The organism is Chlorobiota bacterium (assembly GCA_016710285.1).
Taxonomy (GTDB): Bacteria; Bacteroidota; Ignavibacteria; order OLB7; family OLB7; genus OLB7.
Genome location: JADJXR010000001.1, coordinates 4337042 through 4352953, shown reverse-complemented (window position 1 = coordinate 4352953; position 15912 = coordinate 4337042). Strand labels below are relative to the sequence as shown.

Genomic DNA, 15912 nt, shown 5'->3' with positions numbered 1-15912 from the left:
ACCGGCAGCTTCTGGTCGGCAAGGGTTCGGAGCATTTCCCAGTTGCACAATCCCCACTGATGCCCGTCCTCCCAAAATGATCTTTGCAACTGGCGGCTTCCAATCAGCACCAGCTCCTGATGGTGGTCATGGATTGGGTGGCAGGCTGCGTCCGTTCGTTGAATCGTCCAAGTGTGCGTTGGAACGGCAGTTTGTGCAAGGGCAATGCTGGCGGGAGTAAGGTTGTGGAAATGGTTGACGTTGTTTCATCCTGCCACCGGATGGCAAGCAGTCTGGGGAGGGCTGCTCAAAATTGAGTGGATGCACGCTGCCAGCTTTAGAAAATCCGTTTCCGTTCGGTGGGTTGCACCGCCACAATCCCGATTGCCAGCAGTGAAATGGCGCCGCCAACACCGCCGACAATCCAGCCGGATAGGAACTCCCTGCGCCATCGGCGAAGTAACGAACCCAAAGTAGCCGCCAATCGCAAGCGAAAGTGAGCAGCAGCATCGCGGCACGGCGTGAGCCTTTCTGCAATGGCAAGGCCGTTAATCAGCAGCAGTAACCGCCGGCATACCTCAATCAGCAACGCGACCACGGGGTATCTCCCTGAATGTAGCCAACAATGCCGCCAATGATAGAAAGAAGTCCAAAGGAGTTGATAAAGGGCTGCGGTTCTCAGGCCGCAAAGTTACGGAACGGTATCCATTACTTTCCTGGAAATTTCGCAATGATAAAGCTGCATCCCTGCTCCCCAAAACCCTCCGCGCTACCAATTGTTGGGCCCAGCCGTTCCGGCAGAAGGAGAGGCAAGGGGCTAACCTTCCTACCCGGCCCTCTGCACGTACGGCGAAAAATCGCGGGCTGGGCGAACGTCGTGGGCGCAGAATGATGGACGCGCCGTTGGCAACGGGCAATCTGGGGGCGCTAGATCCTGAACAACCGCTGCATTGAAGCGGAACCCCGCCCAGCGCAATCGGCCAATGAACGCTTTCCGCGACGCGCCCACTAGCAACGGAACCCAACGCCAGCAGCTGGCGATGCTCCCAAGCAGCTGGCAGTTCTCCGCAAATCCTTTTTCGCGAACCCGATTCCGCAATCGGCGGTCTGGCCACCCCGCTTCCCGCGCCAGCGCAATCCGCCCCGCCAGCCACGTGCGGACTTCGGCAACAACGTCGTGGCAGTGGGCTCGGCTGCGGGGCGTGTGGTCGGGGTTGTGGCCGCATCAGGATGTCGGAACGCCGGCGCGCAGCCTAACACCCCACGGAATTCCGGGTCATGCTGGCCGGCTGACATCGTTGATGATTGCTGCGCCAGCCGCCACCGCCGCCGCCGCAACGTCCGGCTTCATGGTGTCAATGGAGATAATGGCATCGGGGCGGTTTCGCAGAATCCCCTCAATCACCGGAACCATCACCGCCGCAATTCTTCTTCGGGTGACGGCTTGGCTTCCGCTTCCGTAATCGGCCCCGGGGGGGCGCGTTGACTGGCCGCCAATGTCCAGAATATCAGCCCCTTCCTGCAGCAGCCGCAGCCCGTGCGCAACGGCATCATCGGCACGGAGGAACGCCCCGCCATCCGAAAAACTGTCCGGCGTGACGTTCACAATCCCCATGATGCACGGCATCGCACGGCCAAGCCGCCCTGCCGGTGGCAACGTTTCTGGCGACGTTGCCAGCAATGGTGCTGAAAAGAGCTGCTGAAAGAGTTGTTCCGCCACAAGCATTTCTTTGGGTTGAACGTTGGTGGGTTGGTGGTTGATGGATGGTGGAACGTCCCCGCAGGGAAGCGAGCCAGCGCACGCAGCGTTTACGCGCCCAGTTCCCCTGCATCCTCCACGATAACCGGGCATTGCAACGTGTTGGCAATGTAGCAAGCCTTGTGGGCGGCATGGTGAAGTTCCTGAAGCTGCTGTGGGGTGGGCTGGGTTCCCTGAAATTGGATGCAAATCCTCAGGGCAATGCGGTGAATCGGATTGTGCCGGTTTCATCGCTTCCAGAATGCCGTGCGCGTACTGTGTAGCTCTCCACAATCAGCCCTTCCTGTGCTGCCAGCCATAGGAACCAGAGCATATGGCAGCTGGAGGTTGCGGCCACCAATGCTTCTTCGGGGTCAACGGCGTTCGGGGATGAGAAGGGTGGGGGAACCGATGATGGAGAGGCGGAGGCGGGAACCACCTCCCCTCCATCAAGCGTCCATTCATGCACGCGGCTGTAGCGGTTGTCGGCGAACGTTGCGCCGTTCCGCTCCCATTGGATTGTTGCCGTGAAGGTCTCAGTCATCGGTCAGTTCAGCCATTGGTTGTGCTATCGTACAATTACCAGCCCGGTTGTTGCGCTTTCCCCTTGTTCGGTGCGGAGCCGCAGGCGGTAGCTTCCTTCGGGAAGGGTGCTGCAATCAACGCGAACCGATTCGCGGCCCTTCACTTCCCCTTGGAATGGAGTTGCCACGCGCTGGCCCATGCTGTTGAACAGCTCCACCCGAACGTCCGCCGTCCGAAGGCGTGCGAATCTCCACAAACGTCCGGCTGGCGGTGACGCTCGGGAATGCGGTGATGGCCAAACCAGCGGCGTATTCTTCGCCAGGTGCCGCTGTTATGTTGGCGGTTTCGATGGCGTACCACATTGCTTTTGTGGTGCGTTGGTCAATGGTTACCGTGAAGAATTTGCCGCTGCAGGTTGCTTGAATCGGCGTTCCCAGTTGGCATTCCTTCGGCATCCAGTGGGACGATTGCGAAGTTGGTGACGAAAGGGTCCATCTTGAAGGTGAGTGTTGCGCGGACGGGATCAATCACCATTGGCCCCGCGCCCCACTGCGAAGCGTAGGTGGTGTCAAGCCAGACCATCCCGGTTGGTTCGGTGCGGCTGGCAATCACCAGGAGCGAAGATCCCAGCTTGCCCAATTCTAGTGTATCGTTCGAGACCCACAGGAAGGTGCTGGTCTCGTTACCGCTGTGCAGGTCAATCTCCAAGTTCTTCAGGATGATGTTTTCCGAGCGGCCCAAATATCCGGTTGCCCCTTGGACCCGCGGGGCGTTCAGGCTAAGGTCGTAGGTGGCGGTTCGCCAGTTGATTTCGCGGGTGTCGCTTATCAGCTCGCCGTCGGCAACCTGTGGGTAACCGATGTCGTAGCCGGAAGGAGCGCGTTCAGCACAGGGTTTTTGACGATGGAGTAATAATCCAAGCTGTCAATGGTGTTCCGCGGAGCAGCGGATTGCTGGCATTGGCGAAATATCCCACATCACCCCGTCCCAATCTTGCAGCGAAGAATACGCGGGAAGATAGAGCATGGACTCGGCTTGGTAGCGGTTGGGGAACGGGTGGGAAAACAGTGCCATGTAGGGCTGGTTCTGCAATGCGTTCATGGTAAGATTGTACAGCGAGTAGGCGTATCCCAGGTTGTGCAAGTAGGAGTAGTTTCGGATACGCCATTTCTCTCCATCCAAATTCTCGTTGTAGTCCCATCCCGCTTCCGACAAACCGAAGTCCATATTCTGCTGGGCTGGCGTTTCCATGAAGTTGCTGGCCCAGAAGTAGCTGGCTCCGCTGATCGGCTGGCGCACGCCAACGGTTCCGGCAAGGTAGCGTTTCACATCCTCGAAATACTCTTTCTGCAGGTCCAGATAGAAAGCCGATTGGTCCTGGATTCGTTTGCTGTTCAGGATGTAGTTCGCACCATTATTCCAGGGTATCCGGGTGATGGTGGCGTTCTCGATTGCCTCCCCAGGAAGCAACCCGGGGGTAACTGCGGGGCGCAGCTTGATGTCGTCAAAACTGACATCGTCGTTGGTCGCGCCAAAGTAAAATCCTATCACTGACGGTGCGGTGGTTCGGATCGGGCAAAGGAAGTACACGGTGTCTTCCTTCCAATATGGATTGATCGTGGCCTGACGAGCCAACCCAACGCCAGCACCGTCGCTTGATTGCGAACCGGCAATCAGCATCGCCGTTCCGTTCGGGTTGCTGGTTTTGGCTTTGTAGGTCAGCATGTACAATGTGTCGAACCCAACCTGCACAAGCTGCCTCATGTAGGCCGTATAAATTCCTCCCGAGCTGTTTCTTACCCGCAGCGTCAGGGCATATTTTCCGTTGGGGACGCTGTCGCTGGTCAAGATTTTGCTGATCGTCGTCTCGTTGTAGGCGTTGATGTCCCACACGCGGTCAAAGTCCCCTTCAAAGCTGGATTCTTCCGTGCGATTGGGAAGCCACCTTGCGGCGCGGCCATTGCCCATGCGGTGTTCAGCACGTTGGTGGATCCGTATCTTGCTTTTAGATAGTTCGCGAACAACGTGTCCAGCCGGCGGCTGTGGTGGTAGCTGAAGGAGTACGTGTTGGGGTTGTGGGTGATATAATTCGCCCTCCAGTACGGGATCAACCCACCTTGTTTATACAGCTCGACCATGGCAACTGCCGGGTCGTTCTTGTAGGCGATGTTCGTCCAGGGGTTCACCCGTTCCATCAACAACTGGGCAATCAGTTTGTGGGTGGCTTTGGCTTCTGGATAGAGGTAGTTGAACCCTAAGCCGTAGTAAAGCGCGGAATCGGCCAGCCACCCAAGCCCATCTTCGCGGCGTGGTGCGCGGGCCGCTTGCACCGTTAGCGCGGTATAGATTCCCCGCTGCTTCAGCTGGTAGATAAACCAATCCAGCTTCCGCATCTGCACTTCGTTGATGCTGCGGAACCCCGTGGCGGGGTCAAGGAAGGAATAGACTGCGGCCCAATTGTAGGAGAAGTCGAAATACTCAAACTTCACAAGGTTCACCCCAAGTTTCCGCAACCGCGCGGCCATCACGATTGCGTTGGCGCTGTCGGGGAAGCAGGCGGTAAGCTGCATTGTCACCCCGAAGAATCGCGCAGGCGTGCCGTCGTCGAAGACGAACCCACCCTTGCCATCATTCTTCAAAAAACCATGCTGCCCCGCCGGACCTTGCGGCAGCTGTGGCAGATAGGGGCTGGCAGCGGTGTCAAGAATGCTGCTGTTGTACGGTATCCCGTTGGTGATGCCAATTTGCGATTGCACGGCGGTGGCGGCGGCAAACAGCAGCAGCCCAGCAGAGAGGACGGCACGGAGTACTTTTGTTCTCATCGGTATGTTGCTCCTGGCCACACTGGTGTGGCCGGCTGGATAGAGTTAGCAGTTGGTCAGCAAGGCGGACCCGTCGGAAACGGTGGCGCAAGATAGAGAAACCAAGTGCGTCTTGCCAGAACCCAGCCATAGTATCCTGAATTTATTCATCATCATGAATCACCGATGAATCTTCCCAACCGCTACCGCCAGCATTATCGCCGCCACGCCGCCACCATTGCCGAACGATTGCAGCAGTTCCAACAGGTCCCCGAAACCGAGTATTTGATGGAGCTTTGCTTCTGCCTGCTTACGCCCCAATCCAAAGCCGAGCACGCCCAGAAGGTAATGGCGCGGCTGATGGAGCTTGATTTCCCGAAACCGAGCTTGACCCACGCCAATCCTTCGCGACCCGGCCACTACATCCGTTTCCACAACCAGAAAGGGAGCGATTGCGGCGGTGGCCGCCCGCCGCCAGCAGATCACCGACCAGCTGGCAAGCAGTGAACCGACCCAAGCAAAACGGGAGTGGCTGGTGAAGAATGTGAACGGGTTAGGATGGAAAGAAGCCTCGCACCTGCTGCGGAATATCGGCCACACTGACCTTGCCATGATTGACCGCCACATCCTGAAGCATATGCTTGGCTGCGGTGCAATTGCCAAAATCCCCGCCACCATCGGAACCCGCCGAACGTACTTGCAGCTTGAGCAAGCATTCTTCCACCTTGCCGAATCCTTCGGCCTGCAACCGCAAGAATGGTACTGCTGTTCTGGAGTTTGGAGGAGGGGAGTGTGAGGAAATAGGGGAGTATAAAGACAGGGAAGTGATGCCTGTTTTGCAGTATCGAGATGGTTCCAATGTCCTATGACCAGATAGATCATCCTCTTTTATCTATGAGATTAGGAAGCAGGTAAGGGTGAATCCAATATCTTTGGCTGCCAAGTCCATCAAGTCATTAGACCTTCCCATTTGCCATGCCTGTACCCTCCCAACTCCTGAGCCTTGTCGAACGTTTCAATCACAATCGCGATAACTACCGCAAAGGAAGATTCAACGAAACCCAGCTTCGGATTGATTATCTCAACCCCCTCTTTGAGCTACTTGGATGGGACATGGCCAACCGTGCAGGAGAATCAGAGAACGACCGCGATGTGGTACACGAGGATCAGATTAAAGTTGATGGTGCCACTAAGGCTCCCGATTACTGCTTCCGTATCGGTGGCAAACGGAAATTCTTTCTGGAAGCGAAAAAGCCTTCGGTAAACATCAAGGATGATATTGCGCCAGCCTACCAACTACGCCGTTATGCTTGGAGCGCAAAACTCCCGTTGAGCATTCTGAGTGATTTTGAGGAAATCGCCATCTACGACTGCCGCATCAGCCCTGACCGGTTGGACCGTGCTTCGGTTGCTCGTATCAAGTATTTCACCTTTGAGCAACTTGCCGATACGTGGGAAGAGTTCTCCAATATCTTCAGCCGCACGGCAGTGTTGGGTGGTTCGTTAGATGCCTTTGCAAAGAAATCAAAAACCAAACGGGGGACTGAGCAGGTTGATGATGCCTTCCTGAAAGAGATTGAGGGCTGGCGCGAAATGCTGAGGATATTGCCAAACGGAATGCCCTTCTTACTCAAGCCGAGTTGAACGATGCAGTGCAACGCACCATTGACCGCATCATTTTTCTCCGCATTTGCGAAGATCGCGGCATTGAGGAATATGGGCGGCTACAGGCATTAAAGAACGGGGCAAACGTGTATCCACGGTTGATGCAGCTCTTTCAGCAAGCTGATGCCCGCTACAACAGTGGATTGTTCCATTTCCGGCGCGAGAAGGGGCAATCGGAATCGCCTGACGAACTAACTCCCGAACTCCAGATTGATGACAAGGTACTGAAGGAAATTTTCCGTCGTCTCTATTACCCCGATTCTCCCTATGAGTTTTCAGTGATCCCTGCCAGCATACTTGGTCAAGTTTATGAGCAGTTCTTGGGGAAAGTGATCCTTCTTGACGATAAGCATCAGGCTACTATTGAGGAGAAACCGGAGGTCAGGAAGGCCGGAGGTGTGTATTACACCCCAGAGTATATCGCCGAGTACATTGTCAAAAACACCGTGGGGAACATCATAAACGCTCGGACGCTCGGACGCTCGGACGCTCGGACGCTCGGACGCTCGGACGCTCGGACGCTCGCGCAAAAAATACAATACCGGAAGGGGTAAATTCTATTTCAATTTTAGACCCTGCGTGTGGCTCGGGATCGTTTTTGCTTGTTGCGTATGAATTCCTGTTGCAATGGTATCGAGAATGGTATGAGAATCACGAGCCAGAAAAATTGGCACAACAAAAGAATTCTCCAATCTATCGGGTAGTTGTCGCTGATAGAGCAGACGAAAGTAAGAATAGAGTAAGTTGGCGATTAACTACAAGTGAGAAAAAGCGGATACTCCTCACTCATATCTATGGCGTTGATATTGACCGCCAAGCAGTGGAAGTGACGAAATTGAGTTTGTTATTGAAAATGTTGGAAGGCGAAGACGAACAGACAATAGGGAAGCAACTACAATTAATGCACGACCGTGTGCTGCCTGATTTGGGCAATAACATTAAATGCGGTAACAGCCTGATTGGAAGCGATTTTACGATAATCCGGCAAATGCAAATCTTAACCTTGCCGAACGCCAACGCATTAACGCATTTGATTGGGAGGATGAATTCCCAGAAATAATGAAACAAGGAGGATTTGATGCGGTTATTGGGAATCCACCGTATGGAGCAGAATTAACCGCATTGGAAAGACAATACTTAGATGCAAAATTTCAAATAGGTAATAATGATACCGCTGCATTGTTTATAGTCATGAAATTACGAAAATTACTATCGAAAAATTCTATTGGTGCTTTTATTGTTCCTAAAACGCTTGCATATGCATCAAATTGGAAGAAAACAAGAGAAGTCATTCTCCCATACCTTGAAACCCTGATTGATGTGTCAAAAGTTTGGAAAGAAGTTAAGACAGAGCAGGTAATCTATTTAAATCGAAATGCTCAATCACACACGTACATTTCTGGAAAACGATCTGGGGAAAAATTATTGAATTAGGCAACATAGATAAAAAAATGTGTGAGAAATTCGATTTCATTCTTAATTCAATTTCTCAAACTGAATTATCAATTGCTTTAAAGATGATTTCATCAAATAAATATATTAACGATGAATTTATAAATCAAAGAGGAGCAATGCTTCAGTCAAAAATAATAAATCAGGAATGTGATTATAAAGTTATTGGTGGGAAGCAAATAAATAGATATGGCATCGAGACAGAGCTTATTAAGGGCTGGGTAGATAAAAGATTTCTTGTTGATGATAAAAATTTTATAGATCATAATTCTGTAATTGTACAAAATATTATTGCTCATATTCAGAATCCAATAGACCGTGTTCAGATTATCGCTACTATATCAAGTCAAAAAAACATTGTAATCCTTGACACGGTAAATCAATTAAGGCCAAAAGGGGAATCGGTAATTATTTTCTACTGGGAATAATTAATAGCAAATTAATTTCTTGGTATGTTTATCGTTTCATTTTTCTAAAGCGATACGAACAATGCACTTCGATTCTCCTGTAACTAAGAAAATCCCGTTGCCAAAAAATACGGAACAAAAGAGTGTCACACAGTATGTAGAGAAAAATTCTTGATCTTAAGAGTGATTATCAACGAGCCAAAACCTCCCAAGACAAATCCTTTCTTCAACGCCAGATAGAGCAAACTGACAAGAAGATAGACCGGTTAGTCTATGAGCTGTATGGCTTAACCGATGAAGAGATAGCAATAGTGGAGGGGGAAGGATAACCCTGACCTGTGAAAGCGATAACAACCTTTGAAGAAACAAGGGGGATCACCTTACATCCTAACCGTTGGCGATCCCCTATCTTTGCCCCATGAATAAGCAAACCGTTGCGCTGCATACGCTGGGGTGCAAGCTGAATTATGCCGAAAGCAGCACCATTGCCGAACGCTTCCGCCGTGAAGGGTTTCGGGTGGTGGAGTTGTCGGAAGGGGGGGACGTTGTGGTCATCAACTCCTGCACCGTCACCGAAAACGCGGACCGCGAATGCCGCCAAGTGGTCCGCCGCGCCTTGCGCGCCAACCCAGATGCCTACGTGATCGTCACCGGATGCTACGCCCAGCTGAAGCCGGAAGAAATTGCCTCGATGGATGGCGTTGACATGGTTCTTGGCTCGGCAGAGAAGTTCCAGATTTTTGAGCATTGCGGCGATTTCCAAAAAGAGGAAACGCCCCGGATTGCCGTTGGCGAAATTGCCGAGGCAACCGGATTCGGCCCGGCATTCACCGGCGAAGGGGACAGCCGCACCCGCGCATTCCTGAAGGTGCAGGATGGATGCGATTACAACTGCGCCTTCTGCACCATCCCGCTGGCACGTGGCGGAAGCCGCAGCCAACCAATCCAGGAAGCCTTCCGCCAGGCGTGCCAACTGGTGGAATCGGGCTATCAAGAAATCGTTATCACCGGGGTGAACGTGGGGGATTTTGGGAAGGGGAGGGCGGAGTCATTTCTGGACTTGCTGCTGCGGCTTCACGAGGTGCCACGGTTGCAGCGGCTGAAAATTTCCTCCATCGAACCAAACCTTCTTACCGATCCCATCATTGAGCTTGCTTCGGCCAGCGACCGGATGCTCCCCCATTTTCATATCCCCCTGCAAAGTGGATCGGATCAAATTTTGGGAAAGATGCGCCGCCGCTACCGCAGCAGCGTCTATCGCGACCGCGTTGAAACCATCCTGCGGCTGATGCCCCACGCTGCAATCGGCGTTGATGTAATTGTGGGATTCCCCGGCGAGACCGAGGAGCATTTCCAAGAAACCTACTCCTTCCTGAACGAGCTTCCGATTGCCTACCTTCACGTGTTCACCTACAGCGAGCGGCAGAACACGCCGGCGGCGGAGTTTGGCGGAGCGGTCCCGGTGGGGGAACGCCGCGACCGCACCCGAAGGCTTCGCATCCTTTCCGAAAAAAAACGGGGTCAGTTTGCTGCGACCCACGAAGGGGAGATCCGCCCGGTGCTGTTCGAGTCGCGCCAGATGGAGGGAATGATTGAGGGTTACACCGACAACTACATCCGCGTTGGCGTGCCGTTCCACCCCGCGCTTGCTGGGAAGATTGTTGATGTTCGGGTGGGTGAGTTCAACGGGAATTACGCCGCCGGCGCGGTGGTGAATGCCCAGCTTTCGGCAATGCTGCCGGTGCTCCCGGTGGTGAATTATTGCGGGACATGATCCGCCGGAATTGGACCTGGCTTGTTGGAGCCTTGCTTCTTGCCTCCTGCGTTTCCAAACCGATGGAGCAGAAGGGAAGTGGAGGCCCGGCTGCTGAATCAATCCAGACGACCTCCGTCGCCAAACCGCCCCAACCTTCCACCACTGCCGCTGCTGCGCGAATCTTTGCCACCGCTTCGCGCACGCCTTGCCGCCCATATTGATTCCTGGCCAATGCAGGGGGAACCAACAGCCGCGTGGTGTTCACCCGGGGAAACCGGTGGAGCGTTGGCTACATCTTCCGCCAGCTGCACGCCTTGCGCGTTCCGTGCGGCTTGACACCTTTTGGCACGCCGCGGCGCAACGGAAAGGATGGACGGCTGGCCAACGTGGTTGCCGTGGTGTAGGGCAACCGATTCCGTTGTGGTTCTTTGCGCCCACCTTGATGCCTCCGCCAGCCGCGACCCAGGATGGAAAGCCCGTTGGGAAACGGCTCCGGCTTCGGCGCAACCGACAACGCATCGGGGATTGCGGCGTTGATTGAGGTTGTCCGCAAGGTTGCCGCCGCGCAACCACGCTACACCCTGATTGCCGTTGCCAGCAATGCCGAAGAAAAAAATCCTGAGTATGCCGGGCATCATCACGGAAGCCGTGCGGTTGCCAATTGGTTGCGGCGGGAAGGGAAGAAGGTTCGCGGCGTGGTGGTGATGGATATGGTGGGATGGTCGCCCAACCATGCCCAGACAATGCTATTTGCCGATGCGCGGTCCCGCCCCCTGGCCGCGCTGCTGCGGAAGCTGAACGATTCGCTGAAAACGGGGCTGGCGATCGCAGCCACAATCGCACCATGCCGCCACAGCGATAATGAGTCGTTTGCCAACGCTGGCTTCCCGGCGGTCCTCTTCATGGAAAGCTGCACCCCGTGGCGTGCAACGGGCCTGCGCCCCCGCAACCCCACCTACCACACCCGCCGCGACCTTCCACCCACGGTGAATTTGTCGGTGACAGAAGGAGTGGTGGAGTTGGTGGCCCAATTCGTCGGGGGAAGGGAAGCGGCCCCGACGAAGTCGGGGTAGCGGCCCCGACCTCCGTCGGGATTAATAACAGGTCTTTAGCCTGCCGAGGACCGAGGACCGAAGATGGCGCCGAAGGCTAAAGACCTTCGGCTACCTTCAACGACTGCATCGGGGATGCTACATTTCCCGGGGCATCAGAGTGGCAAGGAAAAAGTAGATTTGCCGGCATCATCAAGTAAGGCTATTTCACAGGAGGTCAGCATGGCGGAACAGATTTCACCAACCCAGAAAAACCAGCACACGCGGTGGCTTGGAATCGCGGTATGGTTTGGCTTGCTGGTGCTGTTGGGGTGGACATCGTACATGGCCGCGCTTTCATGCGGCGAGAATCACTTCTATTTCAACCTCCTTCCTGTTTCGATGGAGGAAGATGGAGCTTCGGTCTATTCCAACGGCGCAAACAGCGGAAACAGGATTACGATGGTCAGCATTGCCATTGAAATTGCGGTGGTGGTGTTGATGATGCTTGCTTGGCTTCGGTTCGTTCTTCTTAGCCGAACAATGGTGCTTTCGCTGGCATGGATGGAGCAGCAAGAAACGGAGTCAACGCTCTTTTCGGACATGATAATTGCCACGGACCAGGAAGGCAACGCCAACTCGCCTGGTGAGGTTGATTTGCAGGCTACCAAGCAAACAACGGTAAGTGAGGTGCTTCGCTATGTTGGATATTCGTGGGGATGCTTGCTGGCATGGAATCCAATCGTTCTGCTGCTGCAAATGGCGGAATAATGGCGTGGCTCAACTTCCACCAAAGGGCACTCCGTTGAAGTCAATCCACCAACCCACCTCCAAACCAATGCGCCAAACTCTCCATTCCCTTTTGCTGATTCTTGCCCTCTCTTGCTGCGGCATCCATGCTTGGGCACAAACGGGCGAGAACCGCGTTGCTGTTGGCGTTGGGGCATCGCTCACAACGCTCTTCTCCGATTTTTCTGAAACGCCGTTTGGGCTTGGTGGCCAGCTTTCGTTGCGGTGGAATATCCAGCCCGCGTTCTCGCTGCATGGCGTTGCTGGGGTTAGCGGTGTCACCCAATCCCTCACCAACCAGGACCTTGCCAACTTCCCGAACTATTTCGGCGCAACCGGCGGCGGAATCGGCACGGGGTTCTACCCCAACACAACCCCGCCGCTTCCACGCGAGGGGACGAACAACCTTTCGCTGAATCACTTCGCGCTGCTTGGTTCCTACAACTTCCAGCCGGGCCAGCGGTTTGTTCCGTTTGTGGCGGCTGGGCTGGGGATCGTTTCCTTCAATCCAACAACCGATGCTTCCGGGGTGAAGCTGCCGAACAACCTCAACAACGGCTACAACCTCACCGCGCTGCAACTCCCCCTTTCCGTTGGTGCGGAATACTATCTGGATGACAAGCTGGTGCTGAACGGGCGTGCGACGCTTGGGCTGGTTTTCAGCGATTACTTGGATGACCTTGCCGAAGGGGGAAATGATCCGTTGGCCTCCCTTTCGATTGGAATCAGCTACTACGTGTTTGGCGAACTGGACTGCGACAAGGATGGATTGATTGACCGCGAAGAAGAACGGATCGGCTCCGACAAATGCAACCCCGACACCGATGGCGATAACCTTCCTGACCCCGACGAGGTCCGCCGCCACGGAACCGACCCAACCAACCCCGACACCGATGGCGACGGGCTTCGCTCCGACACCGAGCTGCTTGCCCACCGCACCAATCCCAACCGCGCCGACACCGACGGCGACCGCCTGAGCGATGGCGATGAAGTCAGCCGGAAAACCGACCCGCTGGTGGTGGATACCGATGGCGATGATCTGAACGACGGGGAGGAGGTGCTGGAAACCAACACCAACCCGCTGAATCCCGATAGCGATGCCGACAATCTGGAGGATGGAAAGGAACTCCACACCTACAAGACCGACCCGCTGAACCCCGACACCGACGGCGACCGGCTGAACGATGGCGAAGAGGTGACAACCTACCGCACGGACCCTTTGCTGACCGATAGCGATAGCGATGAAATCACCGACGGGGAGGAGGTCCAGCAGCGAAAAACCGACCCGCGAAAAAAAGACACCGACGGCGACCAGCTAAGCGATGGCGAGGAAATCCTGCGCGCCGGAACCAACCCGCTGAACCCCGACACCGATGCCGACACCGTTGGCGACGGCGACGATGAGTGCCCGTTGGTTCCGGGCGTTCGCGAGCGCCGCGGATGCCCGGCTCCGCCAAAAGTGGGTGCCGTCACCAGCTTCCCCAGCATCTACTTTTTGGTGGATAGCGACCAGTTCGATTTTGGCCGGACGGAGACGACGGAAAATTTAGCGAAGGTGCTGGCCTACGTGAATCAATGCCCGGGGCTGACGATCATCATCGAAGGGCACGCCTCGCGCGAGGGGAGCGAGCAACGGAACCAGGAGCTAAGCGATAAGCGTGCGCTGCGGGTGAAAGAATGGCTGGTGGGGCAAGGGGTTGACTCCAACAAAATTGACCTGACGCTTGGCTACGGCAGCCGCCAAAATGCCGTGCCGGAACCAATCCCCAACTCCCCCGAAGCAAAGGCGATGGAGCCAACAGCGTTGGAATCCATCCGCCGCCAAAACCGCCGCATCGCCATCAAGGTTGCGCGGACGTGTGATTGATGGGGTGATAAGAATAAGGGTAGCCGAAGGTCTTTAGCCTTCGGCGTCTTCTGACTGGGCAGGCTAAAGACCTGTTATCAATCCCGATTCATCGGGGCCGCTACCAACCCGCCACCGCAGCAAGCCCCCTCCCCGCCTCCCCCAATGCTGGGGGAGGGGCTGGCATCGGAGGCGTGAGGCCCAGAGAGAAAGGGGGCAATGGCAGAACCCATTTCCCCCCAGCATTGGGGGGGCGCGAACCCACTTGCGGCGAAGCAGGGGGGCGCGGGTGATGGATGCCGCCCGTGCGTTTCCGGGATTGCACGATTGCGGCCAAACGAAATGGCGCAACCGAACCACAAGATTGTTCGGTTGCGCCATGTTGTTTGGTGCTTGCGCCGGATGCCGGGCGTGAATGCCGGGCAAGAAGGGAATTACAGCACGTACCTGCTCAGTTCCTGATTCTTCGTGACGCTTTCAAGGCGTTTGCGAACCAGCTCGGGGGTGACGGTGATGGTCTGGTCCTGGATGTTGTCGGGGGCATTGAACAACACTTCCTCCAGCAAATTGGTCATCACCGTGTGCAGCCGCCGCGCGCCGATGTTCTCCACTTCCTCGTTCACTTCGGCGGCAACTTTTGCAATCGCTTCAATGCCAGGCTCGGTAAAGACTATCTCCAACCCTTCGGTTGCCAGCAGAGCTTTGTATTGCTTCACCAGGGCGTTTTCTGGGCGGGTGAGAATCTCCACAAAATCATCAGCCGTTAGTGAGTCCAACTCCACGCGAATTGGGAAGCGACCCTGAAGCTCCGGCAGCAAATCGCTTGGCCGTGAGATATGGAACGCGCCGGAAGCGATGAACAGCACGTGGTCGCTTTTCACCGGCCCATACTTTGTGTTGACGGTGGTTCCTTCCACAATCGGAAGCAGGTCCCGCTGGACCCCCTCGCGCGAGACGTCGGGGCCGCTGGTACTTCCGGCGCCGGCAACTTTGTCAATCTCATCAAGGAAGACGATTCCGGAATTCTCCACGCGGGCAATGGCCTCGCGGATCAATGCCTCGTTATCCACAAGGTTGGAGGTTTCCTCGGCCATCACATGGCGGCGTGCTTCGCTGATGGGGATCGTGCGGCGCACCGAGCGTTTCGGGAGCATATTGCTCATCATTTCCTGAAGGTTCCGGCCCATCTCATCGCCGGCAAGGCTGCTGAACGTTGCGGCCATTTGCGAGGCTTGCGAGTCGTCGTACACATCCATCTCCACTTGGATGCCATCTAGATCGCCGTTGCGCAGGCGTTGGCGCAGGTTCTCGCGTTCGGCCTTCCGCGCTGCCGAATCAGGGGTGTGGATTTGGGCCCCGGGCGCAGCAAAGGGGAGGTTGAAACTGACGTTGCGGGGTTGCAGCAAATCAAGCAATCGTTCTTCCACCCGCGTTGCGGCTTGCTCATGCAGCCGGGCGTTGTGTTCGGCCCTGACCATCGCCACGCCGATTTCCGTAAGGTCGCGAACGATAGATTCCACGTCGCGACCAACGTAGCCCACCTCGGTAAACTTGGTGGCTTCTACTTTCAGGAATGGGGCGTTGGCAAGCCGCGCAAGCCGCCGTGCGATTTCGGTTTTCCCGACCCCGGTTGGGCCAATCATGATGATGTTGTTCGGCATGATCTCCTCGCGCATGCCCCCCCCGATTTGTTGCCGCCGCCAGCGGTTCCGCAAGGCAATCGCCACCGATTTCTTGGCGTTGTGCTGGCCGATAATGTACTTGTCTAATTCCGCCACAATCTGGCTTGGGGTCAACTCCTCAGCTGCGTGTCGCGGTGATGATACTGTGTTCATTGTCTGCTGGTTCGTTCTTCTATCCGTGGTGTTGTTGGTTTTGGTGCTTCGCGCTGGCGCGCGAAGCAGGCCGGGGCATTGCTTGCGC

The 15912-nt window shown here is 55.4% G+C and carries 18 protein-coding genes and 1 pseudogene; 11 read left to right on the top strand and 8 right to left on the bottom strand.

The window, feature by feature from the left end:
- Positions 1 to 316: 316 nt before the first annotated feature.
- The 7 genes from IPM61_16400 to IPM61_16370 form a co-directional block, all read right to left on the bottom strand.
- A complete protein-coding gene (locus IPM61_16400; protein ID MBK8912885.1) occupies positions 317 to 577 on the bottom strand; it encodes a hypothetical protein in 261 nt (86 codons plus the stop codon).
- A gap of 678 nt (positions 578 to 1255) precedes the next feature.
- Positions 1256 to 1606: a dihydropteroate synthase gene (locus IPM61_16395; protein ID MBK8912884.1), complete on the bottom strand. Its 351-nt coding sequence runs from the start codon at positions 1604 to 1606 to the stop codon at positions 1256 to 1258.
- A 182-nt stretch (positions 1607 to 1788) separates the two neighbouring features.
- Positions 1789 to 1950: a hypothetical protein gene (locus tag IPM61_16390; protein MBK8912883.1), complete on the bottom strand. Its 162-nt coding sequence runs from the start codon at positions 1948 to 1950 to the stop codon at positions 1789 to 1791.
- Positions 1932 to 2261 carry an OsmC family protein gene (locus IPM61_16385; protein MBK8912882.1) on the bottom strand — a complete coding sequence of 110 codons (330 nt, stop codon included), beginning with the start codon at positions 2259 to 2261 and terminating at the stop codon, positions 1932 to 1934. The genes IPM61_16390 and IPM61_16385 overlap by 19 nt, the downstream gene beginning before the upstream one ends.
- Positions 2262 to 2285: 24 nt before the next feature.
- Positions 2286 to 2498, bottom strand: a complete 213-nt coding sequence (locus IPM61_16380; protein MBK8912881.1) for a hypothetical protein — start codon at positions 2496 to 2498, stop codon at positions 2286 to 2288.
- A 125-nt stretch (positions 2499 to 2623) separates the two neighbouring features.
- On the bottom strand, positions 2624 to 2983 hold the full coding sequence (locus IPM61_16375; GenBank protein ID MBK8912880.1) for a hypothetical protein: 360 nt from the start codon (positions 2981 to 2983) through the stop codon (positions 2624 to 2626).
- 183 nt (positions 2984 to 3166) lie between these two features.
- A complete protein-coding gene (locus tag IPM61_16370) occupies positions 3167 to 4210 on the bottom strand; it encodes a hypothetical protein (GenBank protein MBK8912879.1) in 1044 nt (347 codons plus the stop codon).
- A gap of 1019 nt (positions 4211 to 5229) precedes the next feature.
- On the opposite strand from IPM61_16370, the gene IPM61_16365 reads away from it, so the two are divergent.
- The 11 genes and pseudogenes from IPM61_16365 to IPM61_16315 all read left to right on the top strand — a co-directional run bounded on the left by IPM61_16365 (position 5230) and on the right by IPM61_16315 (position 14451).
- Positions 5230 to 5550 carry a hypothetical protein gene (locus IPM61_16365; GenBank protein MBK8912878.1) on the top strand — a complete coding sequence of 107 codons (321 nt, stop codon included), beginning with the start codon at positions 5230 to 5232 and terminating at the stop codon, positions 5548 to 5550.
- On the top strand, positions 5504 to 5839 hold the full coding sequence (locus IPM61_16360; protein MBK8912877.1) for a hypothetical protein: 336 nt from the start codon (positions 5504 to 5506) through the stop codon (positions 5837 to 5839). Before IPM61_16365 ends, IPM61_16360 begins: the two co-directional genes overlap by 47 nt.
- A 179-nt stretch (positions 5840 to 6018) precedes the next feature.
- A pseudogene (locus IPM61_16355) lies at positions 6019 to 8142 on the top strand (N-6 DNA methylase).
- A gap of 83 nt (positions 8143 to 8225) precedes the next feature.
- Positions 8226 to 8588: a hypothetical protein gene (locus IPM61_16350; protein MBK8912876.1), complete on the top strand. Its 363-nt coding sequence runs from the start codon at positions 8226 to 8228 to the stop codon at positions 8586 to 8588.
- Positions 8589 to 8985: 397 nt separating this feature from the next.
- Entirely contained in the window at positions 8986 to 10341 is a 1356-nt protein-coding gene (gene mtaB / locus IPM61_16345; GenBank protein MBK8912875.1) for a tRNA (N(6)-L-threonylcarbamoyladenosine(37)-C(2))-methylthiotransferase MtaB, read from the top strand.
- Positions 10338 to 10544 carry a hypothetical protein gene (locus tag IPM61_16340; GenBank protein MBK8912874.1) on the top strand — a complete coding sequence of 69 codons (207 nt, stop codon included), beginning with the start codon at positions 10338 to 10340 and terminating at the stop codon, positions 10542 to 10544. The genes mtaB and IPM61_16340 overlap by 4 nt, the downstream gene beginning before the upstream one ends.
- A 36-nt stretch (positions 10545 to 10580) precedes the next feature.
- On the top strand, positions 10581 to 10727 hold the full coding sequence (locus tag IPM61_16335) for a hypothetical protein (protein MBK8912873.1): 147 nt from the start codon (positions 10581 to 10583) through the stop codon (positions 10725 to 10727).
- A gap of 63 nt (positions 10728 to 10790) precedes the next feature.
- Positions 10791 to 11396, top strand: coding sequence for a M20/M25/M40 family metallo-hydrolase (locus tag IPM61_16330; GenBank protein ID MBK8912872.1), 606 nt, complete (start codon positions 10791 to 10793; stop codon positions 11394 to 11396).
- 201 nt (positions 11397 to 11597) lie between these two features.
- A complete protein-coding gene (locus IPM61_16325) occupies positions 11598 to 12125 on the top strand; it encodes a hypothetical protein (GenBank protein ID MBK8912871.1) in 528 nt (175 codons plus the stop codon).
- A gap of 67 nt (positions 12126 to 12192) precedes the next feature.
- A complete protein-coding gene (locus IPM61_16320; protein ID MBK8912870.1) occupies positions 12193 to 14010 on the top strand; it encodes an OmpA family protein in 1818 nt (605 codons plus the stop codon).
- 198 nt (positions 14011 to 14208) lie between these two features.
- Positions 14209 to 14451, top strand: coding sequence for a hypothetical protein (locus IPM61_16315; protein MBK8912869.1), 243 nt, complete (start codon positions 14209 to 14211; stop codon positions 14449 to 14451).
- Here the strand turns inward: IPM61_16315 and hslU are convergent.
- On the bottom strand, positions 14424 to 15824 hold the full coding sequence (hslU, locus tag IPM61_16310; protein ID MBK8912868.1) for an ATP-dependent protease ATPase subunit HslU: 1401 nt from the start codon (positions 15822 to 15824) through the stop codon (positions 14424 to 14426). The genes IPM61_16315 and hslU overlap by 28 nt on opposite strands.
- Positions 15825 to 15912 lie beyond the last annotated feature (88 nt).

Coding starts and splice junctions, on each gene's coding strand:
- IPM61_16330 (MBK8912872.1), top strand. CDS start 10,791: ATGGAAAGCCCGTTGGGAAACGGCTCCGGCTTCGGCGCAACCGACAAC.
- IPM61_16320 (MBK8912870.1), top strand. CDS start 12,193: ATGCGCCAAACTCTCCATTCCCTTTTGCTGATTCTTGCCCTCTCTTGC.
- IPM61_16340 (MBK8912874.1), top strand. CDS start 10,338: ATGATCCGCCGGAATTGGACCTGGCTTGTTGGAGCCTTGCTTCTTGCC.
- hslU (MBK8912868.1), bottom strand. CDS start 15,824: ATGAACACAGTATCATCACCGCGACACGCAGCTGAGGAGTTGACCCCA.
- IPM61_16315 (MBK8912869.1), top strand. CDS start 14,209: ATGGCAGAACCCATTTCCCCCCAGCATTGGGGGGGCGCGAACCCACTT.
- IPM61_16325 (MBK8912871.1), top strand. CDS start 11,598: ATGGCGGAACAGATTTCACCAACCCAGAAAAACCAGCACACGCGGTGG.
- IPM61_16370 (MBK8912879.1), bottom strand. CDS start 4,210: ATGGGCAATGGCCGCGCCGCAAGGTGGCTTCCCAATCGCACGGAAGAA.
- mtaB (MBK8912875.1), top strand. CDS start 8,986: ATGAATAAGCAAACCGTTGCGCTGCATACGCTGGGGTGCAAGCTGAAT.
- IPM61_16385 (MBK8912882.1), bottom strand. CDS start 2,261: ATGACTGAGACCTTCACGGCAACAATCCAATGGGAGCGGAACGGCGCA.
- IPM61_16395 (MBK8912884.1), bottom strand. CDS start 1,606: ATGCCGTGCATCATGGGGATTGTGAACGTCACGCCGGACAGTTTTTCG.
- IPM61_16365 (MBK8912878.1), top strand. CDS start 5,230: ATGAATCTTCCCAACCGCTACCGCCAGCATTATCGCCGCCACGCCGCC.
- IPM61_16350 (MBK8912876.1), top strand. CDS start 8,226: ATGATTTCATCAAATAAATATATTAACGATGAATTTATAAATCAAAGA.